The organism is Streptosporangium longisporum (assembly GCF_039534895.1).
Lineage (GTDB): Bacteria > Actinomycetota > Actinomycetes > Streptosporangiales > Streptosporangiaceae > Streptosporangium > Streptosporangium longisporum.
The window spans coordinates 69,402-93,788 of the sequence record NZ_BAAAWD010000028.1 but is presented as its reverse complement, the minus strand read 5'-3'; the positions used below and the strand labels follow the sequence as shown (position 1 = coordinate 93,788).

At 72.9% G+C, this 24,387-nt stretch carries 27 protein-coding genes and 1 pseudogene; 18 read left to right on the top strand and 10 right to left on the bottom strand.

Annotated features, from left to right (window positions below):
* The first annotated feature begins 8 nt into the window (after positions 1-8).
* The 4 genes from ABD832_RS38375 (at position 9) to ABD832_RS38360 (ending at position 4,329) form a co-directional block, all read left to right on the top strand.
* Positions 9-827 carry an SDR family oxidoreductase gene (locus ABD832_RS38375; RefSeq protein WP_344906466.1) on the top strand — a complete coding sequence of 273 codons (819 nt, stop codon included), beginning with the start codon at positions 9-11 and terminating at the stop codon, positions 825-827.
* 267 nt (positions 828-1,094) lie between these two features.
* Positions 1,095-2,357 carry a PP2C family protein-serine/threonine phosphatase gene (locus ABD832_RS38370; protein WP_344906463.1) on the top strand — a complete coding sequence of 421 codons (1,263 nt, stop codon included), beginning with the start codon at positions 1,095-1,097 and terminating at the stop codon, positions 2,355-2,357.
* A gap of 247 nt (positions 2,358-2,604) precedes the next feature.
* On the top strand, positions 2,605-3,423 hold the full coding sequence (locus tag ABD832_RS38365) for an MBL fold metallo-hydrolase (RefSeq protein WP_344906460.1): 819 nt from the start codon (positions 2,605-2,607) through the stop codon (positions 3,421-3,423).
* Positions 3,424-3,486: 63 nt separating this feature from the next.
* On the top strand, positions 3,487-4,329 hold the full coding sequence (locus tag ABD832_RS38360; RefSeq protein ID WP_344906457.1) for an amidohydrolase family protein: 843 nt from the start codon (positions 3,487-3,489) through the stop codon (positions 4,327-4,329).
* Positions 4,330-4,478: 149 nt separating this feature from the next.
* Here the strand turns inward: ABD832_RS38360 and ABD832_RS38355 are convergent, their stop codons facing one another.
* A complete protein-coding gene (locus tag ABD832_RS38355) occupies positions 4,479-4,970 on the bottom strand; it encodes a MarR family winged helix-turn-helix transcriptional regulator (protein WP_344906454.1) in 492 nt (163 codons plus the stop codon).
* Positions 4,971-5,035: 65 nt separating this feature from the next.
* On the opposite strand from ABD832_RS38355, the gene ABD832_RS38350 reads away from it, so the two are divergent.
* The gene (locus tag ABD832_RS38350; protein ID WP_344906452.1) at positions 5,036-6,286 is read left to right on the top strand and encodes a serine hydrolase domain-containing protein; all 1,251 of its coding nucleotides are present in this window, start codon (positions 5,036-5,038) and stop codon (positions 6,284-6,286) included.
* 115 nt (positions 6,287-6,401) lie between these two features.
* Complete coding sequence (locus ABD832_RS38345; protein ID WP_344906449.1) at positions 6,402-6,764, top strand: DUF2203 domain-containing protein; 363 nt, start codon at positions 6,402-6,404, stop codon at positions 6,762-6,764.
* A 27-nt stretch (positions 6,765-6,791) separates the two neighbouring features.
* On the opposite strand, the gene ABD832_RS38340 is transcribed toward ABD832_RS38345, so the two are convergent.
* A complete protein-coding gene (locus ABD832_RS38340) occupies positions 6,792-7,202 on the bottom strand; it encodes an organic hydroperoxide resistance protein (protein ID WP_344906446.1) in 411 nt (136 codons plus the stop codon).
* A gap of 81 nt (positions 7,203-7,283) precedes the next feature.
* On the opposite strand from ABD832_RS38340, the gene ABD832_RS38335 reads away from it, so the two are divergent.
* Entirely contained in the window at positions 7,284-7,715 is a 432-nt protein-coding gene (locus tag ABD832_RS38335) for a MarR family winged helix-turn-helix transcriptional regulator (RefSeq protein ID WP_344906443.1), read from the top strand.
* Between the two features lie 75 nt (positions 7,716-7,790).
* On the opposite strand, the gene ABD832_RS38330 is transcribed toward ABD832_RS38335, so the two are convergent.
* A complete protein-coding gene (locus ABD832_RS38330) occupies positions 7,791-8,948 on the bottom strand; it encodes a cation:proton antiporter (protein WP_344906440.1) in 1,158 nt (385 codons plus the stop codon).
* A gap of 8 nt (positions 8,949-8,956) precedes the next feature.
* Positions 8,957-9,439 (bottom strand): cation:proton antiporter regulatory subunit, encoded by a 483-nt coding sequence (locus tag ABD832_RS38325; protein WP_344906437.1) that lies wholly within the window; start codon positions 9,437-9,439, stop codon positions 8,957-8,959.
* Positions 9,440-9,629: 190 nt separating this feature from the next.
* Here ABD832_RS38325 and ABD832_RS38320 point away from each other — a divergent pair, with 190 nt between their 5' ends.
* Both ABD832_RS38320 and ABD832_RS38315 read left to right on the top strand, forming a co-directional pair.
* On the top strand, positions 9,630-10,874 hold the full coding sequence (locus ABD832_RS38320) for a saccharopine dehydrogenase family protein (RefSeq protein WP_344906434.1): 1,245 nt from the start codon (positions 9,630-9,632) through the stop codon (positions 10,872-10,874).
* Between the two features lie 313 nt (positions 10,875-11,187).
* Entirely contained in the window at positions 11,188-11,472 is a 285-nt protein-coding gene (locus ABD832_RS38315) for a DUF1540 domain-containing protein (protein WP_344906431.1), read from the top strand.
* A gap of 94 nt (positions 11,473-11,566) precedes the next feature.
* Here the strand turns inward: ABD832_RS38315 and ABD832_RS38310 are convergent, their stop codons facing one another.
* Positions 11,567-13,024: an MFS transporter gene (locus ABD832_RS38310; protein ID WP_344906428.1), complete on the bottom strand. Its 1,458-nt coding sequence runs from the start codon at positions 13,022-13,024 to the stop codon at positions 11,567-11,569.
* Between the two features lie 538 nt (positions 13,025-13,562).
* The gene (locus tag ABD832_RS38305) at positions 13,563-15,170 is read right to left on the bottom strand and encodes a M4 family metallopeptidase (protein ID WP_344906425.1); all 1,608 of its coding nucleotides are present in this window, start codon (positions 15,168-15,170) and stop codon (positions 13,563-13,565) included.
* Positions 15,171-15,615: 445 nt separating this feature from the next.
* Here ABD832_RS38305 and ABD832_RS38300 point away from each other — a divergent pair, with 445 nt between their 5' ends.
* The 3 genes from ABD832_RS38300 to ABD832_RS38290 all read left to right on the top strand — a co-directional run bounded on the left by ABD832_RS38300 (position 15,616) and on the right by ABD832_RS38290 (position 18,231).
* Positions 15,616-16,077 carry a hypothetical protein gene (locus tag ABD832_RS38300; RefSeq protein WP_344906422.1) on the top strand — a complete coding sequence of 154 codons (462 nt, stop codon included), beginning with the start codon at positions 15,616-15,618 and terminating at the stop codon, positions 16,075-16,077.
* Positions 16,078-16,237: 160 nt separating this feature from the next.
* Positions 16,238-16,894 carry a lysoplasmalogenase gene (locus ABD832_RS38295; RefSeq protein WP_344906419.1) on the top strand — a complete coding sequence of 219 codons (657 nt, stop codon included), beginning with the start codon at positions 16,238-16,240 and terminating at the stop codon, positions 16,892-16,894.
* 227 nt (positions 16,895-17,121) lie between these two features.
* Positions 17,122-18,231 carry a hypothetical protein gene (locus ABD832_RS38290; RefSeq protein WP_344906416.1) on the top strand — a complete coding sequence of 370 codons (1,110 nt, stop codon included), beginning with the start codon at positions 17,122-17,124 and terminating at the stop codon, positions 18,229-18,231.
* Positions 18,232-18,286: 55 nt separating this feature from the next.
* Here the strand turns inward: ABD832_RS38290 and ABD832_RS38285 are convergent, their stop codons facing one another.
* On the bottom strand, positions 18,287-18,769 hold the full coding sequence (locus ABD832_RS38285) for a GNAT family N-acetyltransferase (protein ID WP_344906413.1): 483 nt from the start codon (positions 18,767-18,769) through the stop codon (positions 18,287-18,289).
* Between the two features lie 283 nt (positions 18,770-19,052).
* On the opposite strand from ABD832_RS38285, the gene ABD832_RS38280 reads away from it, so the two are divergent.
* The gene (locus ABD832_RS38280; RefSeq protein WP_344906410.1) at positions 19,053-19,466 is read left to right on the top strand and encodes a nuclear transport factor 2 family protein; all 414 of its coding nucleotides are present in this window, start codon (positions 19,053-19,055) and stop codon (positions 19,464-19,466) included.
* Here ABD832_RS38280 and ABD832_RS38275 read toward each other — a convergent pair.
* Positions 19,438-20,484, bottom strand: coding sequence for a GlxA family transcriptional regulator (locus ABD832_RS38275; RefSeq protein ID WP_344906407.1), 1,047 nt, complete (start codon positions 20,482-20,484; stop codon positions 19,438-19,440). The genes ABD832_RS38280 and ABD832_RS38275 overlap by 29 nt on opposite strands.
* 155 nt (positions 20,485-20,639) lie before the next feature.
* Between ABD832_RS38275 and ABD832_RS38270 the strand changes: the two genes are divergently transcribed.
* Complete coding sequence (locus ABD832_RS38270; RefSeq protein ID WP_344906404.1) at positions 20,640-20,978, top strand: TetR/AcrR family transcriptional regulator; 339 nt, start codon at positions 20,640-20,642, stop codon at positions 20,976-20,978.
* Positions 20,939-21,295 (top strand): hypothetical protein, encoded by a 357-nt coding sequence (locus ABD832_RS38265; protein WP_344906401.1) that lies wholly within the window; start codon positions 20,939-20,941, stop codon positions 21,293-21,295. The genes ABD832_RS38270 and ABD832_RS38265 overlap by 40 nt, the downstream gene beginning before the upstream one ends.
* Positions 21,296-21,365: 70 nt before the next feature.
* On the opposite strand, the gene ABD832_RS38260 is transcribed toward ABD832_RS38265, so the two are convergent.
* Entirely contained in the window at positions 21,366-21,686 is a 321-nt protein-coding gene (locus ABD832_RS38260; RefSeq protein WP_344906398.1) for a hypothetical protein, read from the bottom strand.
* Here ABD832_RS38260 and ABD832_RS42465 point away from each other — a divergent pair.
* A pseudogene (locus ABD832_RS42465) lies at positions 21,580-21,930 on the top strand (MFS transporter); the annotation flags it as partial. The gene ABD832_RS38260 and the pseudogene ABD832_RS42465 sit on opposite strands and share 107 nt — an antisense overlap.
* 55 nt (positions 21,931-21,985) lie before the next feature.
* A complete protein-coding gene (locus ABD832_RS38250) occupies positions 21,986-22,927 on the top strand; it encodes an MFS transporter (protein ID WP_344906392.1) in 942 nt (313 codons plus the stop codon).
* Between the two features lie 171 nt (positions 22,928-23,098).
* Here the strand turns inward: ABD832_RS38250 and ABD832_RS38245 are convergent, their stop codons facing one another.
* A complete protein-coding gene (locus ABD832_RS38245) occupies positions 23,099-23,671 on the bottom strand; it encodes a dihydrofolate reductase family protein (RefSeq protein WP_344906389.1) in 573 nt (190 codons plus the stop codon).
* 71 nt (positions 23,672-23,742) lie between these two features.
* Here ABD832_RS38245 and ABD832_RS38240 point away from each other — a divergent pair, with 71 nt between their 5' ends.
* The gene (locus ABD832_RS38240; protein WP_344906386.1) at positions 23,743-24,333 is read left to right on the top strand and encodes a TetR/AcrR family transcriptional regulator; all 591 of its coding nucleotides are present in this window, start codon (positions 23,743-23,745) and stop codon (positions 24,331-24,333) included.
* Positions 24,334-24,387: the final 54 nt, after the last annotated feature.

Genomic DNA, 24,387 nt, shown 5'->3' with positions numbered 1-24,387 from the left:
GGTTCGTCATGAGCAGAGCACCCATATCCCCATCCGGCTACGACCGGGTCGCGATCGTCACCGGAGCGGACTCCGGCATCGGCAAGGCGAGCGCGGTGGCGCTGGCCGAAGAGGGCTTCGACGTGGGCATCACCTACCACTCCGACCAGGCCGGGGCCGAGGAGACCGCGAAGCTGGTCCGTGAGCTGGGCCGTACGGCGGCCGTGCGCCGGCAGGACCTGACCCGGCCGGAGGAGGCCGCCTCCGCCGTGGACGAGCTGGCCGAGGAGCTGGGCGGCCTCGGCGTCCTGGTGAACAACGCCGGGACCGGCAGCAGCACGCCCCTGCTGGAGATGGACTTCCAGGAGTGGCGGTCGGTGATCGCGGTCGACCTCGACGGGGCGTTCACGTGCGCCCAGCGCGCCGCCCGCCGCATGGTCGCCTCCGGCCGCGGGGGCCGCATCGTCAACGTCACCAGCGTCCACGAGGAGCACCCGAGGGTCGGCTCGGGACCGTACTGCGCGGCCAAGGGCGGCCTGCGCATGCTGACCCGGGTGCTCGCCCTGGAACTGGCCCCGTACGGGATCACGGTGAACAACATCGCCCCCGGGGAGATCGCCACCCCGATGACCGGCCAGGAGGACGAGCTGCCGGAGCCCGGCAGCCGTCCCGGGTACCCCATCGACCGGCCCGGTGACGCCCGTGAGGTCGCCGCCGCCGTCACGTTCCTCGCCGGCCCCTCCTCGTCGTACGTCACCGGTGCCTCGCTGTTCGTGGACGGCGGCCTGGGGCTCATGGGCCCGCAGGCGGGCGGCGCCCTGAAGTCGGGCGAGTGGCGCGAGGGCTGACCCGCACCCGGTGCCGGCGTACCGGCGCCGTCCCCGGGACGGCCCGCACCCCGCGTCCGGGGGCGGCCTTCCCGCGGGCCGGTCCGTCCCTCGCACCGGTACCGGCGCGGTCTCCCCGCGCCGGTACCGTGCCCGTCTCCCGGGAAAGCGGGGGCGGGCCCGTACAGTGATTCCGGCCGGTGCGCTCAAGAGTGCCGAACCGGTGTGCCCGCTGCCGCATACTCGATCCGGTGCGGGCGGAGCGTGAAGAGACGTGGGTGGTCACAGATGGACGTACATGACGAGCCGGGCGTCCAGCGCGGTACCGCCCGGATGCTGACCGGGTTGCTCACCGCCAGCCATCTGAGCGCGCTGGAGGATCTGCCCCCGCTGGTCACCGAGAACGCCGCGCACGCCGGTCTGGGCGAGGTGCTGATCTACCTGGCCGACCTGCAGCAGAAGGTGCTCCGGCTGCTGACCGGCCAGGGCGAGGACGCCGGTGAGGAGGCCGACGGGCACGCCGCCGAGCTGCGCATCGACACGACGCTGGCCGGGCGCGGCTTCCAGGAGTCGCGGGTGCTCTTCCGGCCCGGCGACGAGGACGACGAGGCAGGGACGGGCCACTGGTGGATGCCGCTGCTGGACGGCACCGAACGCCTGGGCATGCTGCGCATCCAGGCCCCGGCCGACCTCGGGAATGCGGGCCAGGAGGCGATGCGCGCGCTGGCCGCGGCGATGGCGCTCATCGTGGCCAGCAAGCGCGGCCACAGTGACTCCTACCCCCGTCTGGTGCGCACCCGGCCGATGCACGTGGCCGCGGAGATGCAGTGGACGCTGATGCCGCCGCTGACCTTCGCCAACACCGAGGTGGTGGTCAGCGCCGCGCTGGAGCCTGCCTACGAGGTCGGCGGGGACGCCTTCGACTACGCCGTCGGCGGCGACCTGCTGCACCTGGGCATCTTCGACGCGATGGGCCACGACGTCTCGGCCGGGCTGACCGCGAACCTGGCCCTGGCCGCCTGCCGTAACAACCGACGCCAGGGCATGGGCCTGGCCGACAACAGCGAGGAGATCGAGAAGGTACTGATCGCCGAGTTCGGCCGGGCGACCCGTTTCGTCACCGGCATCCTGGCCGAACTGCACCTCCCCACCGGGATGCTCAACTGGATCAACCGCGGTCACCACCCGCCGGTGGTGATCCGGAACGGGAAGGCGATCACCACTCTGCGCTGCCCGCCCGCCCACCCCATGGGCCTGGACTTCGACCTTCCCGTCACGGTCTGCCGCGAGCAGCTGCAGCCCGGCGACCGGGTGCTGCTCTACACCGACGGCGTCACCGAGGCCCGCAACCGCGAGGGCCGGGAGTTCGGGCTGGAGCGCTTCGTCGACTTCATCGTCCGCCACCACTCCGACGGCCTGCCGGTCTCCGAGACCCTGCGCCGCCTGATCCACCACGTGCTGGAGTACCACGACGGCAGGCTCCAGGACGACGCCACCGTGCTGCTGGTCGAGTGGCAGGGCAACGCCTACCGCACGCTGACCCCGAACTGACCCGGCACCGGCCCCGCACCGGTCACGGACCGGCTCCGAACCGGCCCCGGACCGGCCCTGGACAGGCCCCGGACCGGCCCCGGACCGGCTTCGGACCAGGTCACGGCGCGGGCCGGGTCGCGGGAGGGACGCCCGAGGTGTGCCCGCGGGGTGCCGGGGCATGAGACGGGCGAGGTGTGCGTCCGGGGTGCCGGGGCATGACTCGCTCTCCCCATCCCGTCCCATCGACCTGACACGGAGCCGCGGTATGTCCGACCGGGACGAGGCGAGCGTGTCGTTCATCGGCAACGCCACCACCCTCATCCGTTACAACGGGTTCACCATCCTCACCGACCCCAACTTCCTGCACCGCGGCCAGCGCGCCTACCTGGGCTACGGCCTGTCCACCCGGCGGCTGACCGAACCCGCGCTGAGCGTCGACCGTCTCCCGCCGCTGGACGCCGTGCTGCTCTCGCACATGCACGGCGACCACTGGGACCGGGTGGCCCGCAGGGGGCTGGACAAGGGCCTGCCGGTCGTCACCACGCCGCACGCCGCGCGGAAGCTGAGGCGGCAGGGCTTCGGCGAGGCGGTCGGCCTGACCACCTGGCGTGACCACGAGCTGCGGGGCCCGGGCGGCTCGGTCAAGATCACCTCGCTGCCCGCTCGGCACGGCCCGGGTGTGATGAACGCCCTCATGCCACCGGTCATGGGAAGCATGCTGGAGTTCACCGACCCCGGCGGGCTCGTGAGCCTGCGCCTGCACGTCAGCGGCGACACGCTGATGGGCAGGGAACTGGACGCCATCCCGCGGCGCTTCCCCGACATCGACGTCGGCATCGTCCACCTCGGCGGCACCAAACTGCTGGGGATGGTGATGGTGACGATGGACGGACGGCAGGGTGCCGACTGGGTGACCATGATCAATCCACGCCGCGTCCTGCCGGTGCACTACGACGACTACGGCGTCTTCAGCTCCCCGCTGTCCGACTTCCGCGAGGAGGTCGAGCGGGACGGCAACGGCGCCCGGGTCGTCTACCTGGCCAGGGGCGAGAGCCACCCGCTGCCCGGCCCGGCGCAGCGTTGACGTGCCCTCCGGGACGCCCCTAGCGTGAGCGGGCCCGACCGACCGATCGAGAAGGAGCGGCGGATGGCCGTCGTCGACGCCCACCAGCACTTCTGGAACCTGGAGACGGGTTCCTACCCCTGGCTGACGCCGGAGGCGGGGCCGATCCACCGCACCTTCGCCCCCGAGGAGCTTCTCCCGCAGCTCGCCGCCGCGGGGGTGGAGCGGACCGTGCTGGTCCAGGCCGCCGACACCTACGCCGACACCGACGCGATGCTGGCGCAGGCGGACGCCCACGCCTTCGTCGCGGCCGTGGTCGGCTGGGTGCCGCTGCACCGCCCGGACGAGGCCGCCGAGGCGCTGGAGCGCTACCGCCGGCATCCGAGGTTCGCCGGTGTCCGGCACCTCATCCACGACGACCCCGACCCCGACTGGCTGATCCGGGACCCGGTGGTCGAGGGCCTGGGCCTGCTGGCCGGGGCGGGGCTGCCGTTCGACGTGGTCGCGGTCCTGCCCAGGCACCTGGAGCACGTGCCGGTGCTGGCCGAGCGCGTCCCGGGGCTGCGGCTGGTCGTCGACCACCTGGCCAAGCCGCCGATCAGGGAGAAGGGGTGGGAGCCGTGGGCGTCGCTCATCGCCCGCGCCGCCGAGCACCCGAACGTGTACGCCAAGGTGTCCGGCCTCAACACCGCGGCCGACGCGGAGACCTGGACGGCCGGGGACCTGCGACCCTACGTGGACCACGCGCTGGAGGTCTTCGGCCCCGACCGGCTGATGTTCGGCAGCGACTGGCCGGTGGCCGTCCTCGCCGGGGACTACGCCAAGGTGTGGCGCGAGACCGGGGTGCTGCTCGCGGGCCTGACCGAGGCCGAGCGCGCCGCCGTCCTCGGCGGCACGGCCACGCGCTTCTACCGGATCCAGGACTGACGGCTCCCGGCGTCCGCCCGCGCCGGGGGTGAGAACTCCCCGGATCACGGACCGGCGGCTCCCGGCTCCTGCTCACGCACAGGCACCGCGGCCCGTCCGGGAGGGGGACCGGCGGCCTCCGGCGTCCGCTCGCGCCGGCGCGGGGGAGTTCACCCGGGACGAGGGCGGAGACGGCGGGCGAGGAGCTCGCGCATGGCCCCCGTGTGGTCGGCCAGCCGGTCGAGGGACGACAGCAGATCGCCCGCCGCCGCCTCGCCCAGGACCGACCGGAGCTCGGCGGTGACGGCGGCGCGCGCCTTGCGGCCCGCGTCGACGGCGTCCCTGCCGTGCCCGGTGAGCTCGACGACGCGTGCCCGCTGATCCTCCGGATCGGTCCTGCGGGTGAGGTAGCCGATCCGTTCCATCTCCGTCACGACCTTGGACGCGCCCTGCGGCGTCATGCCGAGCAGGCCGGCCAGGTCGCTCACGCGGACCGGGCCGCCGAGAAGGTGCTGGAAGACGTAGCCGTGCACGGTGCGTACCTCGGCGTGCCCCGCCGCTGCCATGCGCCCGCGCACCTCGGCGTCGCAGGCGGCGGCCAGGGCGGTGAAGAGCAGGGTGAGGTCCCCGGTCGCGCCGGGATCGGCGGGGCTTGACGTCATGCGTCCCACCGTCCAATACTCAACCGAGGTTGCGCAACCATGGTTGAGCAAATGAGGAGGGGATCATGTTCTGCGATCCGGCGTTCACCCCGGTCGTCGAGGCGTTCAGGCAGGGGGTCGGTCCCGGAGGCGCGGCCCTGGCCGTCACCGCGGGCGGCCGCCTCGTCGTGGACGTCTGGGCCGGTACGGCCGACGAGAGCGGGACCCGCCCGTGGCGGCGCGACACGGTCGTCAATGTCTTCTCCGTCTCCAAGGGGGTCGTCGCGACCGTGGCCCTGCTGTGCGCGCGGCGCGGGCTCCTCGACCTCGACGCGCCCGTGGCCCGCTACTGGCCGGAGTTCACCGCGCGGGCCACCGTCGCCCAGCTGCTCTCCCACCGCGCGGGGCTGCCCGCGATCCGCTCCCCGCTGCCACCGGGGAGCCTCTACGACTGGGACGCCATGACGAGCGCGCTGGCCGCCGAGGAGCCCTGGTGGACGCCGGGGGAGCGGCACGGCTACCACGCGGTCACGTTCGGCTGGCTGGTCGGCGAGCTGCTCCGCCGGGTCACCGGCCGGGAGATCCGCGACCTCGTCTCCGGTGTCTGCGGTGTCTCCGGCCTCTCCGGGGAGCTGGGCGTCCCCGACCTGTGGATCGGCCTTCCCCGGCACGAGGCGCACCGGGCGGCGTTCGTGCTCCCTCCGGAGAGCCCGCCCGCCCCGGAGAGCCCGTCCACCCTGGAAGGCGCGTCCGCAGCGGGAGGCGCGTCCGCAACGGAAGGCGCGTCCACGTCGGAGGGGGCGTCCACGCCGGGAGGCCCGCTCTCCCCGGCAGGCCCGTCCGGGCTGGAAGGCTCCCCGCTGGCCGAGGCGATGGCGGACCCCGCGTCGGTCACCGCCAAGGCGTTCCTCAACCCGGCCGACCAGCTCGTTCCCGGGCTGGTGAACACCGGACGCTGGCGCGCCGCCCAGATCCCCGCGGCCAACGGCCACGCGTCCGCCCGGGCCCTGGCGACCCTCTACGGCGCCCTCCTGTCCGGCGACCTGCTCGATCCCGGGACGCTGGAGCGCGCCACCACGGTGCACAGCGACGGTTTCGACGAGGTCCTGCGCGGCCGGACCCGCTTCGGCCTGGGATACATGCTCCCCAACGAGGTACGCCCCTTCGCGCCCCGGGCCGAGGCGTTCGGGCACAGCGGGTCGGGCGGCTCGCTCGCCTTCGCGGACCCGGTGGCGGGCATCGGGTTCGCCTACACGCCGAGTCGTACGATCACCGTCCCCGCGGGCCCCGACCCGCGCTGGCCCCCGATCCTGGAGGCGCTCTACGATCGGCTGTGACCGGGACCTCCGGGCGGCTCCGGCCCGGTCGCGGGAACGTGCGTCGCGGGAACGTGCCACGCCCACATGCCGCCCTGGCTCCGGCCACGGCCGTGGCACGCGCTAGCGTGCTGGGGTGGACAGGACCTTCACCGTCGAGGAGGCGCGGGCGCTCATGCCCGTGCTGCTGGAGCGGGCCGACGCGTTCGTGACGATGCGGGGCGAGCTGGCCGAGCTCGCGTACGAGCTCCGCACCACCGGCACCTCCGAGGCCGGTGGGCTGGCGGAGGCGAAGGCGTACGAGGCCAGGCTGGAGGAGATCCTGGGCTGGTTCGAGGAGCGGGGCATCGAGGTCAAGGGCGTCGCGCCGCTGCTGGTCGACTTCCCCGCGGTGCTGGACGGGATGCGGGTGCGGTTGTGCTGGCTCGAAGGGGACCGCGACCTGGCCTGGTACCACCGTGACGAGCTCGGCTTCGCGGGGCGCAGGCCCCTTCCCTGACCGGCGCGGGTCCCCTCTGGGTGGGGACTACTCGACCACCAGCTCCACCGGGATGTTGCCGCGGGTGGCGTTGGAGTAGGGGCAGACCTGGTGGGCGGCCTCCACCAGGGCGGTGCCGGCCTCCCCGTGCAGAGCGTCGGGGAGCTCGACGCGGAGCGTCACGGCGAGCCCGAAGCCCTCGCCGGCCGGGACGAGGCCGACCTCGGCGGTCACCGAGGCCTCGGAGACGTCGGCCTCGTGCCTGCGGGCGACGAGCTGGAGCGCGCTGGCGAAGCAGGCGGCGTAGCCGGCCGCGAACAACTGCTCGGGGTTGGTGCCCTCGCCGGAGCCGCCCAGCTCCTTGGGCGGGGCGAGCGCCACGTCGAGACGCCTGTCGGACGAGACCGCCCGTCCTTCCCGGCCGTTGGCGGTGGCGATGGCGGTGTAGAGCGTACTCATCGTGATCCCCTTCATCTGTTGCGGACCATTTGATTGTGCACAACTTAATGTGGCGCAGTCAAATCCGGTACACTCGGGACCGTGAAACTCTCCGTGGAGAACCTGGTCTGCTTCGACGTCCACGCCGCCTCCCGGGCGCTGGACGCCGTCTACCGCGGGGTGCTGCGCGAGCTGGGCCTGACCTACCCGCAGTACCTGGTGATGATGACCCTGTGGGAGCGCGGGTCGGTGACGGTCAAGGAGCTCGGGCTCGCCCTCAGGCTCGACTCGGGCACCCTGTCACCGCTGCTGAAGCGGCTGGAGGCGGCGGGCCTGGTGCGCCGCGAGCGCAGCGCCGCCGACGAGCGCTCCGTGCTGGTGGGCCTCACCCCCGAGGGCGAGGCCCTGGAGGAGCGGGCCTGCGACGTGCCCGAGCACATCTTCCGGGCCGCGGGCCTGGAGCCCGCCGAGGTCGCCGAGCTGCAGCGCACCCTGCGCCGCGTCGTCGCCTCCCTGGACGCCTCGTCACGCTGACCCCTGCCGCTCCTGCGCGAGACGGCACGACGCGGCAAGGGCAGGTGTGGAGACGACCGGCGCGGACCGGCCGGGTCAGGCGCGCTTGGCGATGGCGGTGATGAGGGGCTGCACCAGCCGGGCGGCCAGCGGGCCGAAGGCGGCCAGGATGAGCACGTACGTGGCGGCCAGCGGGCCGAGGTCGGGATGGACCCCGGCGGCCACGGCCAGACCGGCGATGACGATGTTGAACTCACCCCGGGGGATGAGCGCGATACCGGCCCGCACCCGTCCCGCCTTGGCGATCCCGGCCCGCCGCGCGGCGTACGCGCCGGTGAGCAGTTTCGTGATCATGCTGACCAGGGCGAGCAGCGCGGCCAGCCCGGCGACCGGAAGGATCTTGGTCGGGTCGGTCTGCAGGCCGAAGAAGACGAAGAACACCGCGGCGAACAGGTCGCGTACCGGGGTGAGCAGCGCCTGGGCGTCCTCGGCCAGCTCGCCCGAGAGCGCGATGCCCACCAGGAAGGCGCCGACCGCGGCCGAGACCTGGAGCTGCTGGGCCACCCCGGCGACCAGCAGCGCCAGCCCGATGACCTTCAGCAGCAGCACCTCGGAGTTGGGGCTGGAGACGAACGCCTCGATGACCTTGCCGTAGCGGAGCGCGACCAGCAGCACGACGCTGACCGCGGCCAGGGCGATCGCCACGGTGACCGCGCCGCCCGCGAGGCTCAGCCCGGCCAGCACCGCGGTCAGGACCGGCAGGTAGATCGCCATCGTGAGGTCCTCGAAGACCAGCAGCGACAGCACCACCGGCGTCTCGCGGTTACCGATCCAGCCCAGGTCGGACAGGACCTTGGCGGTGATGCCCGAGGAGGTCGCGTAGGTGACGCCGGCCATGGCGATGGCCGCCACCGGACCCCAGCCCAGCAGCAGCGCGGCGATCGCGCCCGGCGCCGCGTTGAGCACCAGGTCGACCACGCCCGCGCGGGCGTTGCTCCTCAGGCTCGTCACGAGCTCGTCGGCGTTGTACTCCAGGCCCAGGGTGAGCAGCAGCAGGATGACGCCGAGCTCGGCGCCGACCGAGATGAACTCCTCGCTGGTGGCCAGGGGGAGGATGCCGCCGGTGCCGAACGCCAGCCCGGCGATGAGGTAGAGGGGGATGGGGGAGATGCCGACCCTCAGGGCCAGGGCACCGAGGATGCCCAGCCCGAGGAGAACGGCGCCGAGCTCAAGGAAGAGGACCGCCGTGTGCACCCGCTGACCTACCCGCCGGAAAGGATGTCGGACACGGCGGAGGTGCTCTCGGGGCTGCCCACCACGACCACCACGTCGGCCTCGGCCAGCTCGAAGTCGGGCGCGGGGCTGGCGAACACCTGTCCCTCGCGCACCACGGCCACGATGGAGGCCCCGGTACGGGTGCGCACGCGCGCGTCACCCATCGGCCGGCCGGCGTACGGCGAGTCCGGCGCGATCGGCAGCTGCAGGCTGACCAGCCCCTCGACCTCGCGGTGCAGGGCGTTGAGGCGCTGCACGATGCGCGGCGCGCCGAGCAGCTCGGCGAGCGCGTCGGCCTCCTCGTCGTTCAGCTTGACGGTCTCACAGGCCCGGTCGGGGTCGTTGCGGTCGTAGATCACCAGGTCGCGGCGGCCGTTGCGGTGCGAGACGAGCCCTATGCGTCTGCCGGACCGTGTGGTGAACTCGTGCCGCAGTCCTATTCCGGGCAGTGCCGTCTGCTCGACCTCCACCGTGCCAGCCCTTCACGCGTGCGTGCCCCGTCTTCTCCGGAGCACGACCCTTCACAGAACCTACCAACCCCTCCCATGAGGCGCGCGGTCAGCACGGACGCCCCGCGGGCCCGGCGTCCCCTGCCGCGACGCTCCGGGAAGGATGCGATTACTGTGGCCGTACGTGATCTCGTGACGAGGAGCCGCAGGCATGGCCGACCGCCCGTACGACCGTCCGTACGACATCGTGCTGTTCGGTGCCACCGGCTTCACCGGGGGGCTCACCGCGGAGTACCTGGCGCGTGTCGCGGGCCCGGAGCTGCGCTGGGCCCTGGCCGGGCGTGACCGGGCCAGGCTGGAGGCGGTCAGGGAGCGGATCGGCCTGCCCGGGCTGCCGCTGCTGCTCGCCGACGTGACCGACCCCGCCTCCATGGCGGAGATCGCCCGGCAGGCCAGGGTCGTCGCGACCACCGTGGGCCCCTACCTGACCTACGGCGAGCCGCTCGTGGCCGCCTGCGCCGACGCGGGCACCCACTACGCCGACCTCACCGGCGAGGCCGAGTTCGTCGACCGGATGTTCATCCGGCACCACGAGCGGGCCAGGCGGACCGGGGCCAAGCTCGTGCACGCCTGCGGGTTCGACTCGATCCCGCACGACCTGGGCGCCTACTTCACGGTCGGCCACCTGCCCGAGGGGGTGCCGCTGGAGGTGGACGGGTTCGTCCGCGCCTCGGGCGCCGCCTCGGGCGGCACCGTGCACTCCGCCGTCCTGGCGGCCTCCCGGCTCCGCGAGGCGGGCGAGGCCGCGCGGGTCCGGAAGGAGCTCGAAGGAGTGCCGGAACCCCGGCTCGTCGCGGGCCCGGCGGCGGACCGCGCGGTGGACCCCGCGCCGCCGCCCGCGGCCAGGAGGGTGCGCGGCGGGCCCGGCACGGTCCGCTACGTCGGGGGCTGGGCGCTGCCGCTGCCCACGCTCGACCCGCAGGTCGTCGCCCGCTCGGCCCGCGCGCTGGAGCGGTACGGCCCCGACTTCACCTACCGCCACCACTTCGCGATCAAGAGCCTGCCGGCCGCGCTCGGCCTCGCCGCGGGCGTGGGCACGCTGGCCCTGCTCGCCCAGGTCCCCCCGGCCCGCTCCCTGCTGCTGAAGCGTTTCCCGCAGGGCGCCGGGCCCACCCCGGAGCACCGGGCCCGGAACTGGTTCAAGGTCACCTTCCTCGGCCGGGGCGGCGGGGCACGCGTCGTCACCGAGGTCGCGGGCGGCGACCCCGGCTACACCGAGACCGCCAGGATGCTCGGCGAGGCCGCGCTCTGCCTGGCGAGCGACGACCTGCCGGACGTCTCGGGCCAGGTGACCACCGCCGTGGCGATGGGCGACGCGCTGATCGGGCGCCTGCGGCGCGCGGGCATCACGTTCAGGGTGCTGAGCGACTCGCGCGGGCAGGCCCCCGGCCGGTGAACGCCCTGGTCACCGGGGGCCATCGGGGGACCGTCGGAGGGGAAGACTTGGCACGGGCATGGGCGTGAGGGCACTCCGGCCGAGGTATGAGACGGGGTAGCTCCCGTGCTCACGAGCGGGCACGGGCCGCGTCACGTCCGGCCACGGACGCCGGGGACCGTGATCGGGACCCGGCGGACGGGACCGGAGGGCGGTAACAACCCACCGGGACACGCCGGGCCGCCGGGTGGTACGCCGGACAGGCTCCCGGGCGGCAGAGCCCGGGGCCGGCCGGCCGATCCCGGGACCGGCCCCAGCCTCAGGAGGCTTCACCATGCAGATGCCCGCAGTCAACGAGTGCCAGGTCGACGCGTGCGCGTACAACACCGACCACTCCTGCCACGCGCTGGCCATCACGGTCGGCAACAGCACCCACGCCGAGTGCGAGACCTTCTTCAGGGTCTCCACCAAGGGCGGCGACCCGAGCGCCACCGGTCACGTCGGCGCCTGCAAGATGTCCAACTGCCAGCACAACGTCCAGTTCGAGTGCCAGGCCTCCGGCATCGTCGTGGGGTACGCGCAGAAGGACATCGACTGCCTGACCTACGCTCCCGCCTGATCCGCACCCGCCCGGCGACGCGGCGGACCGGGCACGGCGCCCCGGCGCCGGGTCCCGGCCGGGACTCACCGTGGCGGAGGCCTCCGGCCGGGTCTCAGGGAGAGCCCGTCCGGGTCCGCCGGTCGACGACCACGTCGGCGACGGCCACGACCAGCGCCACCAGCACGAAGGCCACGGTGACCAGCAGCGAGTGCCGGAACGCCGTGGCCTGGTCACCTCCGGACGAGGCGACCTCGGCGAAGAACACCGAGCCGATCGCCGCGATCCCGAGGGCCGCCCCTATCCGCTGACCGGTCTGCAGCACCCCACCGGCGGCTCCCCCCATGGCGGGAGGCACCTCCGACAGCGTCAGCGTCTGGTTGGGGGAGATCACCAGCCCGCTGCCCACGCCGGCGGCGAGCAGCGGCAGCGCGGTCGCCCAGGCCACGTGCTCGCCGGGGACCAGCCACACCGCGAGCGCCGTGACGCACAGCGAGACCGCGACCAGCAGCAGACCGGCCACGACCAGCGGACGGCCCATCCGGGTGACGAGCCTGCCGCCCAGGGCGGCGGCCACCGCCGACCCGGCCGCGAACGGCGTGGTGGCCAGGCCCGCCTCCAGGGGCGAGTAGTGCAGCCCGTTCTGCAGGTACAGGGTCAGGATGAAGAAGATCGCGGTGAACCCGGCGAAGTAGAGCGTGCCGATCAGCGCACCCAACGTGTAGGAGTGCCTGCGGAACAGCGACAGGTCGACGACCGGCGTCGAGTACCGCCCGTAATGGTGCTCCCAGGCCGCGAAACCCGCGAGCACCACCACCCCGGCCGCGGCCGAGACCCACTTCCCGGCGCCGTGCCACTCCTGCCCCTCGACGAGCGGCAGGAGCACCAGCGTGATCCCGCCCGCCAGCAGCAGCACGCCCACCGGGTCGGTGCTCTCCCGGACGCGCTCGGCGGGAACGTGCGGCCGGATGTAGCGGTACGCCAGCACCACGGCCAGGATGCCGATGGGCACGTTGACGTAGAACACCAGCCGCCACCCGTCGGTGCCGCCGCCCAGATGGATGAGCGCCCCGCCGAGCAGCGGGCCGATCGCGGTCGACACGCCGATGACGGTGCCCAGCATGCCGAACGCCCGGCCCCGCTCGGCCCCCCGGAAGAGCTGCTGGATCAGGCCGCTGACCTGCGGGGTGATCACCCCGCCCGCCGCCCCCTGCACGAGCCTCGCCACGACCAGCCAGCTCGCGTCGCCTGCGATCCCCGAGGCCGCGCTGGCCAGGGTGAACAGCACGACGCCGAGGACGAACGCGTTGCGCCGCCCGTACATGTCGCCGAACCGCCCGGCGGGGATCAGCGCCAGCCCGAAGGTGAGCGCGTAGCCCGACACCACCCACTGCAGGGCGCTCTGCGAGGCGTCCAGCCCGGTGCGGATGGCGGGCAGGGCCACGTTGACGATGCTGACGTCCAGCAGGGTCATGAACCCGGCGACCAGGCAGACGGTCAGCGCCTTCCACCGGCGCGGGTCCGCACCCTCCGGATCCCGGGCGGCGGCCGTGCCCGGCGATCCGCCGCTCATCCGCGCACGCGGGGGGAGAGCGGCGCGGGACGGCCCCGGCGACACGGGCGACACGGGCGACACGGGCGGCACGGGCGACGGGCCGGGGACCATCGTGACCACCTCGTTCTCCGCGCCGACGGCCGGGCTCCATACTCGGCAGCCCCTACTTACCCTTTCCGGACGTCCGAATCACGGGCCCGGTTCCGGGGGGCATGGCGCGGGAGTGCGGTGGGTTCGTGAGGGGCGGTGGGTTCGTGAGGAGGGTCGCGGTGAGTCCGTGAGAAGGGGCGGCGGGTTCGCGAGAAGGAAGTGCGGTAGGCCCGCGGGGAAGGGGCGGTGGGCCCGCGGGGAGGGAACGCGGCGGGCACATGGAAAAAGGTACGGCGGGCGGCCTCCTCGCCGCCCGCCGTACCCGGCCCGCCCCGAACGCTCCCTCCCACGGTGCCGAGGCCCTTCCAGCCCGGGCCCCCCGGCGCCGGACGATCTCGGCACCGGAGAGGTCCCGGACCGGGGAGCCCCGGCCCCGGAGAAGCTCAGGGCCGGAGATCACCCGATGTCACGGGCAGGCCACCTCGCCGCTGGTGGCCGGGACGTTCACCGCGGTCCAGGCGGCCTTGACCGCGTTGACCTCGACGCAGCTCCCCGGGAAGAGCGACTTGGCGGCGGACACGGTGGCCCGGCGCGCCTTGGCGTGCGTCCACGGCGCCGTCTTGGTGTTCAGGCCGGACTGGAAGATCTGGCCGGCCTTCTGGATGCCGATGCCGGTCAGGGTCGTCGGGCCCGAGCAGACCGTGCTGGCCGGCTTGCCGACCGGGTTGGTGCCCTCGGAGAGCAGGTAGAACCAGTGGTTCTGCGGGCCCGCCGCCGAGTGCACCGGGGTGGAGGGGATGGAGGAGCTGTAGCAGTTCGGGTGCCCCTTGGCGGAGGGGTTGTACATGTTGCGGATCTCCCCCGAACCGGACAGGTTGACCTCCTCGCCCACCAGGTAGTCCGGCGGGTCGAGGGTGGCGGGCTGGTTGGCGTAGTGCTCGGTCAGCGCGCCGTAGATGTCACCGGTCGACTCGTTCAGGCCGCCGGACTCGTTGCCGCTGCCACCGCCGCCGCTTCCGGAGTTCTGGAAGATGGCGTGGCCGTACTCGTGGGCGACCACGTCCATCGGGGTGGCCTGCCGGGTGTTGGCCGAGTTACGGCCGAAGCTGGTGTAGCTGCCGTTCCAGTAGGCGTTGACGGCGGCCAGGCCGACCCGCGCGGGGTAGGAGCGGCCCGTGCCGGTGACGCCGTTGCGGCCCAGCCAGGTGCGGAGCATGTCCCACTGCTTCTGCGCCGCGTACAGGGCGTCGACGCACGCGGTCTCCAGGTTGGTGCCGGACCCGTTGCCCCAGTTGTCGGTCGACTTGGTGTAGACGGCACCGTTCTGGCCGCCGCAGCGCAGGCCGGGACGGGTGGTGTCGGTCATCGAGTACGAGCCGCTCGACCCCGACGTCTGGATGGTCACCGGGTTGCCGTTGTAGTAGCTGTTGCCGGTGCCGGCGTGGACGTCGTCGTAGGACTCGATGATCGACCCGTCGAGCGCGTCCACGAAGACGTGCAGGACGCTCGGGGCCTCCTGGGTGGCGCCGTTGACGACCACCTCCCAGGCCAGCCTGGGCGTCGTGGTGGTCGCGTGCACGACCAGTTCGGGGGTGCCCACGCTCTCCACGGTCGGGAGCTGCGCGCGGGCGGTGGCCGACGCCGTGGCGGCGTCCACCCTGCTGGTGACGTCGATCGTGATCCTGCTCTGCAGGCCCGATTCCACCGAGCCGACCCGCTCGCCGAACCGGTCGGTGGCCACGACCACCTCACCGCCGTGGACCCGCAGGCCGCGGTAGCTGCGCGAGTAGGTCAGGTACTGCAGACCCTTGACGCCCGAGACGTTGGCGGCCAGGTTGAACTTCTCGTTCTCTCCCTTGAGCGTGAGGTCGGCCCTGGCGGCCAGGGTCGCGTTGGCGGTCGCGACGGCCTGGGCGCGCGCCTCGGCGCTCGGCGGCGCGTACACCGGCGGCTCCGCGGAGGCGGCGCGTGCGGGGTTGTCCACCGGCGCGGTGGCGGCGTTCACCGCGGAGGGGGTGGTCAGGGCGGCGATGGCCAGTACGGCCACGGCACCGGCCTTGAGCTTCGAGTTCACGCGGGGTGACTCCTCTCGATGTCCCTTGGGGGGTAGGAGGGATGCAAGGAGCCCTGTAGGTGGGGGCTACACGCAAAGCTGACATCGAAAAAGCCGGTCGAACACCTCACAAAGTTCCATAACGTCGTGCTATGGGCGGCGTGACAGGATCGCCGGGGCGGCGTACTCCCAGCACACGAGGGTGATCGGCCCGCCGGCGTGCCCTCCCGCGCGGACCGGGAATCACGTGAGCAAGAGGGGTCGGCTCCGGAGCGTCACGGCCGGGACGAGGACCGGGGTCCGTGCCTCCGTCCGCGCGGGTCAGGACGGGAGCCGGGGTCCGTGCCCGCGTCCGCGCGGCCCGGACGGGACCTCGTACGGGTCAGAAAAGACAGTGGTCGCAGTTTTCCGGACCTGTCGATCCGCCTTCCTTGGCGCCCGGCCGGTCCGGCGGGACCGTGGGTACATGACACAGACAGAACCGACTCGCGGACCGGGCACGGCGGTACAGGACGGTGGCCAGGCCGGTACGGCGGCGGGTCCCCGCATCCGGTGGGGCCGGTTCGCCTGGCACTACGTCGAGATGATCATCGCGATGTTCGTCGGGATGTTCGTCCTGGGCATGCTCCTGCGTGCCGTCGGCCTGGGTTTCTCCCACGACCGGCAGCCCGAGCTCGCCTACCTGCTGATGGCGTTCAACATGTCGGTCGGCATGGCCGTCTGGATGCGCTACCGGGGCCACGGCTGGGTCTCCACGCTGGAGATGTGCGCGGCCATGTTCGTCCCGGTCGTGCCGCTGTTCCCCCTGCTGTGGGCGGGCGTCATCGACTCCGAGGGCCTGATGATGATCGCTCACATGGCGATGTTCCCGCTGATGCTGGCCGCCATGCTGTGGCGCCGTGACGAGTACGCCGGCTGCGCGAGCTGACGCCCCGTCCCGGCGGTCCCCGCCGGGTCCGGCGATCCGGCGGGGGTGTCGGGGTCCGGTGCCGACGGGGGCCGGCGCCGGGACGTCGGCCGGTGCCGGCGGGACGTCGCGACCCAGGGGCGCGTGGCCCCGGCGGGACGGCAGGCCCTACCATCCACGTGTGCAGAACGATGTTCTACGGGCCGGTCCGCTCCCCCGCGCGGCGCTCGCCGCCTTCTGGGTCTGTTCCGCGGCCCACCTGGTGCTGCTCGCCGCCGGGGACGGCCCGCTGAGCTCCCTGACCAAGGCGCTGCTGATGCCGCTGCTGACGGCCTGGGTGCTGGCCCGGCGAGGGCCGTTCCCGCTGGTGGCGGCGCTCCTGCTGTCCTGGGGCGGGGACGTGACCCTGGACGTGGACGGCCTGTTCCTCGCCGGGATGGCCCTGTTCGCCGCCGCGCACGTGTGTTACGTGACCTTCTTCGTCCGGCGGGGGGCGCTCGCCGTGCTGCGCCGCCGTCCGTCGTTTTTTTTGCTGTACGCCGTCCTGTGGGCGGGCCTGGTGGCCCTGCTCTGGCCCGGCCTGGGGGACCTGCGGCTGCCGGTGGCCGGGTACTCGCTGCTGCTGACCGCGACCGCGGTCACCGCCGCCGGTCTCGGCCCGCGGATCGGGGCCGGTGGCGCGCTGTTCCTGCTCTCCGACGCGTTGATCGCCTTCGGCCTGGCCGGTCTTCCCCGGCCCCCTTGGGTCGACCTCGTGGTCATGGCCACCTACGTCGCGGCCCAGTACCTCCTGGCCTCGGGAATCCTCGCGCGCGAGGGGGGGCCGCGGGCCGGGTGAGGTCGGGCCTTGCGCGCGAGGGGGGACCGCGGGCCGGATGAGGTCGGGTCTTGCGCGCGAGGCGGGACCGCGGGCCGGGTGAGGTTGGGTCTTCTCAAGAGCCCGCGTACCGGGTTATCAAGAGCTGCGGAGCCCGGAAGCCCCACCCCACCTCAGGCCGTCGGCATCACCTCGCCCCGGGCGCCTGTGGTCACCCCCCGGAGTGGACGAAGGACGACATGCGACACATGCGGCAAGTGATCACGCGGATCCTCTGTGTCCTGGCCGTGCTCGCGGCCACGCTCGTGGCCGGGCCCGGCCCGGCGGCCGCCCGCGAGCGGACGGCTGGGCCTCCCGGCCCGTGGGGGATCGCCTTCGTCACCCCTTCCTCCGTCACGCCCGTCCAGCGCCAGCGAGGTTCGTGGCCGTCCGAGTACAAGGCCGAGATGTCCCTCGGGGAACCGGGCGAGGTGCTGGTGAGGTTCCCGCGGATCGGCCTCGACTCCGGGGGAGTCGCGCACGTCACGGCGGTGTCGGGAGCCCCCGTCTGGTGCCAGGTCGGCGGGTGGTGGCGGTCCGGCGCCGACGAGATCGTGTCGGTGCGATGCCACCGCCACGGCGGGGAGCGGGTCCTCGTCCCGTTCTACGTCGCCTTCGGGCACAGCGCCCAGATCCTGCCCGCACGCCAGGCGTACGGCTACGTGCACTGGGACGGCTCCGCCGTGGCCGGGCGGTTCAACTCCTCGGCGGCGACCGCCGTGAACTCCGTCGTGAAGTCGGCGACGGCCCCGGGAGTGTGGCAGGCCGTCCTGCCCGGCCTCGGCACGACGGGCCCGGCCGGCAACATCCAGGTCACGGCGGTGAACCCGTCCGTACCGGCCCGCTGCAAGGTGGGCGGATGGGCGCCGACGGCCGCCGAGCAGAGGATCGTGGTGCGGTGCCACGACGCGAACGACGTGCCGCTCGACACCGGGTGGAACCTGACCTACCACCGCGCGCACGCCGTTCTCGCGACGTACCCGCAGTACGACTCGGCCTACACCTTCGACAACGCGCCCGCCACCGCGGGCTCCTACGTGCCGGTCCCGTCGGCCGTCAACCACAACTCCCACGGCGTGGGCATCGGGATCCAGCACCCGGCGGTCGGCAGGAAGCAGGTGACCGTCTCCGGGATCATCAACATGTACGCGGACAACGTGCAGGTCACCGCCACCGGGCCCGGCCCCGCGTACTGCAACCTGTCCCATCCCTCGCAGCTCTACGCCACGTACGTGAGCATCCGGTACGTCTCCTGCTACACCGGCACCACCCCGGCCGACCAGCCCTCGATGATCACCTACCTCGCCCCGCCCGTCTGACCGGCGAGGCCGGGAGCGCGCGGGGCGATCCCGGCCCGCCGTCCGGAAGGTGCGGTCAGAGCGTCCGGTAGTAGACGGCGACGGGGAGCATGGTGCACCCGAGCTTCTCGTACAGGGCCCTGGCGGGTGCGTGGAAGGGGTCGCCACCGGTGCCGATCTCGACCACCTCGGCTCCGAGGGCCCGCATCCGGTCGAAGGCGTGCTCGCACAGCGCGGTGCCCACGTGGTGCCGGCGGTGACCGGCCGAGACGGCGAGGTGCGAGACGGTTCCGTTCCTGCGCGCCACATCGACGCTCCAGGCCACGTAACCGGCGACGGCGTCGCCGATCTCGGCGACCGCGACGTACCCGTGCCGCTCCGGGGCGTGGAGTCCGGCGACCTGCTCGCGGTAGTCGGCGCGCCAGTCGCCGTGCTGGTTGGCGAAGACGACCTCGCCCACCAGGGGGCGGAAGGATTCCTCGTAGAACGGCCGGAACGTCTCGATGGTCAGTTCGGTGAGCCGCGCCAGGTCATGCTGGACGAACGGACGGATGAGCATGGAAGTGCGCCTTTCAAGCTGAGGGCGTGACACCTGGATGGAAAAAGGCATCGATCGGCCCGCTCACGGCCCGGTACGGACGGCGAGCCGGCCCTCAGCGGCGGGTACGCCCGGCGGCGAAGCACTCCATGCGCGCCACGATAGCCCGCCACCGGACGACACGTCGACCGGAACTCCGCCGAGGCCCCGTGAATGACGATCACCGGATTTCGTTGGTGAAACCAATGGAAACATGTAAGGTTGGCGAAACCAATGTTGGAACGACCAACGAAACGGAGTCGTCATGTCCACCGACACCCTGACCGCCGACCGTGTCGAGATCGCCGGCCTGTTCACCCGTCTCGCGCACCTGCTCGACGACGCGCGGTGGGAGGACACGGGCACCGTCTACACCGACGACGTGGTGGTGCGCTCGCCGCGCGGGGGCGAGCTCCACGGCATCGAGGAGATCGTCGGTTATCTGCGGGGGAGCGAGGTCGAGGGGGAGCGTACCCAGCACCTGACCACCGACCTGCTGGTGGACGTCGACGGTGACCGCGCGGCCGCCTCGGCGAACTCGCTGGTGTACTTCTACCGCGACGGCCGGGCGCCCCACCGGACGAGCGGCCTGCGGCTGACCTGCACCGCGGTACGGACGCCGGCGGGCTGGCGGTTCCGCGAGTCGCAGATCACGCCCGCCTGGACGCGCGAGAACTGACGTCCCCGGAAGGCTCCTGACCCCCGGGGTGCCGGGCGGGCACCGCCGGGCCGGAGCGCGTGGTGGACGCCGTGGAGCGGTAGCGCGAGGGCGGGATGCCGTAGCGGTCGACGAACGCCTGGCGCAGGGTCTCGGTCGTGCCGAACCCGCAGCGGTTCGCCACGGCGCTCATCGGCAGCGAGGTGGAGGCCAGCAGGTGCGCGGCGCCCTCGGTGCGGGCCCTGCGCACGAACCGGGCCGGGGTCTGCCCGAGGTGCCTCAGGAACAGCCGGGTCAGGTGCCGCTCGCTCACGCCCGCCCCGGCCGCCAGCGTGGAGGAGGCCAGGTCGGCGTCCAGGTTCCCCGTCACGTGGTCGACGATCTGCCTGACCAGGGCGTTGTCCGACGGCGGGGTGGCGGTGTACATGCTCATCTGCGCCTGGTTGCCGGGCCGCTGCAGGTAGGTCACCAGGTGCTGCGCCACCTTGCGGGCCACCTCGGCGCCGTGGTCGTCCTCGACGAAGGACAGCGTGAGGTCCAGGGCGCTGGTGACACCGGCCGCCGTGTAGGTGTTCCCGTCGCGGACGAAGATCGGGCCCGGGTCGACGGTGACCCCGGGGTGGCGCGCGGCGAGCGCGTCCGCCCACTGCCAGTGGGTGGTCGCCCGGCGGCCGTCGAGCAGCCCGGCGCTGGCCAGCACGTCGGCCCCGGTGCACACCGACGCGACGCGCCGGCTCTCGCGGGCCAGGCGGCGGACGTGGGCCACGATCAGCCGGTTGCCGGCCGCCGCCCGGTGACCTATCCCTCCCGACACGATGAGCGTGTCGAGCGGTCCGGTCACCCGTTCGAGCGCCTCCTGGGCCTGCAGCGTCAGGCCGGTGCCGCAGACGATGGGATGGCCGCCCGGGGTCACCATGCGGACGTGGTACGGGGGAGCGGCCCCCTGCGTGTTGGCCATCACCAGGGTCGTGGTCACGCAGGCGATGTCGAGCAACTCCGCGGCGTCGTACCCGACGACGATGACGCGACGCTCACTCATGGCACGACCCTATGCCAGCGAGGGGCGGAGGACCCCGGGGGGCGGGAGGTGACCGGGTCGGGTGACGACCCCCCTATACGGGGATTTGCTCCCCGGTTCGTGGTGTGCTCTACTAAACGGGGAGAAAGTCCCCGGTATGAGTGGAGGTGCGGACTATGGACGGTGGCGTCGTCACGGGCGGTGCCGATGTCCGGCCTCGCCGGGCGGACGCCCAGCGCAACCGGGCGAGCATCCTGGCGGCGGCGCTGGAGGTGCTGCTCGAGGACGGGCCCGAGGCCCCGCTCGACAAGATCGCCCGACGGGCCGGGGTGGGCAACGCCACGGTCTACCGGCACTTCGTCGATCGCGACGAGCTCGTCCGCGGCGTGATCCTCGCGGTCGTGGAACGGAACGCCGAGGCGGCCGAGCGGCTGCTGGCCACGGAGCCGGACCCGTCGCGGCCCTGCGGGCGTTCATGCACCACGGCGCGGACAGCCGCATCAGCGCGGTCCTGACGGTGCTGAGCGAATGGGTGGACAAGGAGGTCCCCGGGTTCGCCGAGGCCAACGAGAGGGTGCTGGCCGCGCTGCGCCGGATGATCGCCGACGGCCAGGATCGTGGCGGGCTGCGTCCCGACATCGGGGTGGCCGACGCGTTCCTCGCGCTCTGCCAGCTCAGCCGGCCGATACCGGGCATCGACGCCCGGCTGTCGTCCCCCTACGCGCACCGCCACGTGGACCTGCTGGTCGACGGCCTGTGCACCTCCGCCCCCACGCCCCTGGCCGAGGCCGTCGATCTCGACCACCTTCACGCGAAGCGTGGTCCCGCCTGATCCATCGCACCTGACCGCGGCGTCACCTCGCGTGGAACGCTCCGCGACGGACGGCGACGCCCGCTCGCCGTCATGCCCGACAGACCTCGGCGGCCCCGTCCCGGTACCGGCCGGACGCCCACCGCCCCACCCGCGCAATGCCAGGAGATGTCATCGTGTCCAGTGCTCCACCGTCCGCCGCGTCCGCGGCCGGCACGCCGGCGGCCACCCCGGACGTTCCCGGCCCGCCCGGCGGGTCCCGTACCGGCCTGGTGCTCGCGATCCTGGTCCTGTCGGCCTTCGTCATGATCCTCAACGAGACGATCCTGAGCGTCGCCCTGCGTGACCTGGCCGAGGACCTGGACGTGGCCACCACCACCGTGCAGTGGCTGACCAGCGGCTTCCTTCTCACGATGGCCGTGGTCATCCCCACCACGGGCTACCTTCTCGTACGGTTCCGGCCCCGTCAGATCTTCGCGGCCGCGATGACCCTGTTCGCCCTCGGCACCCTGCTGGGGGCGCTGGCCCCCGGCTTCGAGGTGCTGCTGGCGGCCCGCGTCCTGCAGGCGGCCGGGACCGCCGTGATGATCCCGCTGCTGATGACCACGGTGATGCGGCTGGTCCCGGTCGAGCGCCGGGGCGCGACCATGGGCACGATCACGATCGTGATCGCCGTGGCGCCGGCGATCGGCCCGACCATCGGCGGGGGCGGTGCTGTCCACCCTGGACTGGCGGTGGATGTTCTGGCTGGTCCTGCCGCTCGCGGCGGTGGCCCTGGTCCTCGGGACGAGCCTGCTGCGCCTGCCGGCGGAGACCCGGCGGGTGCCCCTGGACCTGCTGTCGATGCTGCTGTCCGCGGTCGGGTTCAGCGGCGTGCTGTACGGGCTGTCCACGATCGGCGAGGCGGGCGGGACCGGGCCCGCCCTCGCCTGGACGTCGATCGCCGTCGGGCTCGGGGCGTTGGCGCTGTTCACGTGGCGCCAGACGCGGCTGCAGCGCACCGACCGCGCGCTGCTCGACCTGCGCCCGTTCGGGAACCGGGACTTCACCGTCTCCCTCGCGGTCTCCGCGCTGATCTTCATGTGCTTCCTGGGCGCCTCGGCGATCCTGCTCCCGCTGTACCTGCAGACCGTTCTGCGGACCAGCACCTTCGTCAGCGGCCTGGTCCTGCTGCCCGGCGGGCTTGTCCTGGGACTGCTCGGGCGGCCGGTGGGCGCCCTGTACGACCGGGTCGGTGCCCGGCGGCTCGTCATCCCCGGCGCGGCCGCGATCGCGGGAGCCCTGTGGTTGTTCGCCGCCCTCGGGGCGGGCTCGCCGCTGGTCGTGGTCGTCGGCATCCACATGCTGCTGATGGCCGGGCTCGGCCTGATGATCACTCCGCTGATGACCGACTCCCTCGGAGCCCTGCCCAGCAGGCTGTACTCCCACGGCAGCGCGATCCTGTCGACCCTGCAGCAGGTCGCCGGCGCGTTCGGCACGGCCGTGTTCGTCTCCCTGGCCGCGCGCGGCAGCCTCGACCCGGCCGGGATTCCCGACGCCGGCGGGCTGCGGCTGGCCTTCGCCGCCGCCGGATGCGTCGGCCTGCTGAGCCTGGTCGGCGCCCTGTTCGTCCGCGGCCCTCGCGCCCGCGAGCCCGAGGTCTCGGCCGCGTGACGCGTCACGACCTGACCTGACGCCGACCTGGCCTGACGGGATCCTGACGCGATGTGGCGGGCGGAGACCCACCGGTCGCCCCGGCGGAGCCCGAGGGCTCCGGACCGGGAATCGGCCACCCGGTTCACCCGGCCGTCCGGCTGCCTGAGCCGCCCCGACGGGCCCGTGGGCCTAGGTCCTGGTGAGCCAGGTGACCTGGGCGCCGTTGTCGAAGGACTCGCGCCGGGTGGGGGTGAACGTGGTGGGATCGAACCCTCCGGAGAACATCGGGATGCCGGCGCCCGCCACCACGGGGTAGCTCTTGAGGATGATCTCGTCGATCTCCGGGAGCAGGGAACCGGCGAGCCTGCCGCCGCCGCAGAGGTAGATGTCCATACCGGTGTCCTCCGCCTTCAGCCGACGGACGAGCTCGACCGGGTCGCCGGTCTCCACCTCGACCGCCGGGTCGTCGATCGTCAGCGTGCTGGAGACGACGTACTGGCGCAGGTGGGAGTAGGGGCTGGTGGTGGGGACGGCCAGGGCGGGCTCGTAGGTTCCGCGGCCCATCACCAGCGTGTCGAAGACCTTGTTGGGCACGTCGTCGATGCCGACGTGCCTGCGGACGTGGGTGGGCAGCGTCTCGGGATAGCGGGCGTTGATCCAGGCGGCCATCTCCTCCGACAGCGGGTAGAAGTCGAACTCGCCCCCGGGGCCGGCGATGTAGCCGTCGAGCGAGACGGCGATGTAGTAGACGAGCTTTCGCACAAGCATCACCTTAGATGTAGTACTCTATGTGTAGTGGTTTGAACGTAGTACTACATCTGGAGTGATGTCAAGTGCGGAGAAACCCCGAGCGGCGGCTGGCGCTCATCGACGCGGCCATCGAGGTGCTGGCCAGGGAGGGGGCGCGGGGGCTGACCTTCCGGGCCGTCGACGCGGAGGCGGCCGTGCCCCCGGGGACGGCCTCCAACTACTTCGCCAACCGCGACGACCTGTTCACCCAGGTCGGCGGGCGTATCTACGAGCGGTTGCTGCCCGACGAGGCCACCTTCGCCCGGAGCCGGGAGGGCGTCCAGGACGAGGCCCGTTACACCGAGCTCATGCACGAGCTGCTGGCCCGGATCGCCGCCTTCGACACCGGCTACCTGGCCCTGCTGGAGCTCCGGCTGGAGTCCACCCGGCGCCCCGAGCTGCGTGCGGTGCTGACGAAGCGGATCCGCGAGGACATCGACGCCAACGTCGGCTACCACGCCGAGTCGGGCCTGCCCGGCGACCCGACCTCGGTGGTGCTCCTCTACCTCGCCCTGAACTGGCTCATCCTGGAGCGGCTGACGCTGCCCGACCTCTTCACCGAGGAAGAGGTCCGCGAGCTGGTGGACGCCGCCGTGCAGCGCATGATGAACCCGCGCGGGACCGGGCGCGGCTGAGGACGACCGATGTCATCCCCTGGCCGAGGTCACCCGGTGTCCGGTGTCACCTCG

Coding starts and splice junctions, on each gene's coding strand:
- ABD832_RS38275 (WP_344906407.1), bottom strand. CDS start 20,484: ATGAGTGAGCGTCGCGTCATCGTCGTCGGGTACGACGCCGCGGAGTTG.
- ABD832_RS38375 (WP_344906466.1), top strand. CDS start 9: ATGAGCAGAGCACCCATATCCCCATCCGGCTACGACCGGGTCGCGATC.
- ABD832_RS38300 (WP_344906422.1), top strand. CDS start 15,616: ATGACACAGACAGAACCGACTCGCGGACCGGGCACGGCGGTACAGGAC.
- ABD832_RS38355 (WP_344906454.1), bottom strand. CDS start 4,970: ATGACGTCAAGCCCCGCCGATCCCGGCGCGACCGGGGACCTCACCCTG.
- ABD832_RS38340 (WP_344906446.1), bottom strand. CDS start 7,202: ATGAGTACGCTCTACACCGCCATCGCCACCGCCAACGGCCGGGAAGGA.
- ABD832_RS38320 (WP_344906434.1), top strand. CDS start 9,630: ATGGCCGACCGCCCGTACGACCGTCCGTACGACATCGTGCTGTTCGGT.
- ABD832_RS38265 (WP_344906401.1), top strand. CDS start 20,939: ATGCACCACGGCGCGGACAGCCGCATCAGCGCGGTCCTGACGGTGCTG.
- ABD832_RS38365 (WP_344906460.1), top strand. CDS start 2,605: ATGTCCGACCGGGACGAGGCGAGCGTGTCGTTCATCGGCAACGCCACC.
- ABD832_RS38270 (WP_344906404.1), top strand. CDS start 20,640: ATGGACGGTGGCGTCGTCACGGGCGGTGCCGATGTCCGGCCTCGCCGG.
- ABD832_RS38350 (WP_344906452.1), top strand. CDS start 5,036: ATGTTCTGCGATCCGGCGTTCACCCCGGTCGTCGAGGCGTTCAGGCAG.
- ABD832_RS38290 (WP_344906416.1), top strand. CDS start 17,122: ATGCGGCAAGTGATCACGCGGATCCTCTGTGTCCTGGCCGTGCTCGCG.
- ABD832_RS38360 (WP_344906457.1), top strand. CDS start 3,487: ATGGCCGTCGTCGACGCCCACCAGCACTTCTGGAACCTGGAGACGGGT.
- ABD832_RS38310 (WP_344906428.1), bottom strand. CDS start 13,024: ATGAGCGGCGGATCGCCGGGCACGGCCGCCGCCCGGGATCCGGAGGGT.
- ABD832_RS38280 (WP_344906410.1), top strand. CDS start 19,053: ATGTCCACCGACACCCTGACCGCCGACCGTGTCGAGATCGCCGGCCTG.
- ABD832_RS38315 (WP_344906431.1), top strand. CDS start 11,188: ATGCAGATGCCCGCAGTCAACGAGTGCCAGGTCGACGCGTGCGCGTAC.
- ABD832_RS38370 (WP_344906463.1), top strand. CDS start 1,095: ATGGACGTACATGACGAGCCGGGCGTCCAGCGCGGTACCGCCCGGATG.
- ABD832_RS38285 (WP_344906413.1), bottom strand. CDS start 18,769: ATGCTCATCCGTCCGTTCGTCCAGCATGACCTGGCGCGGCTCACCGAA.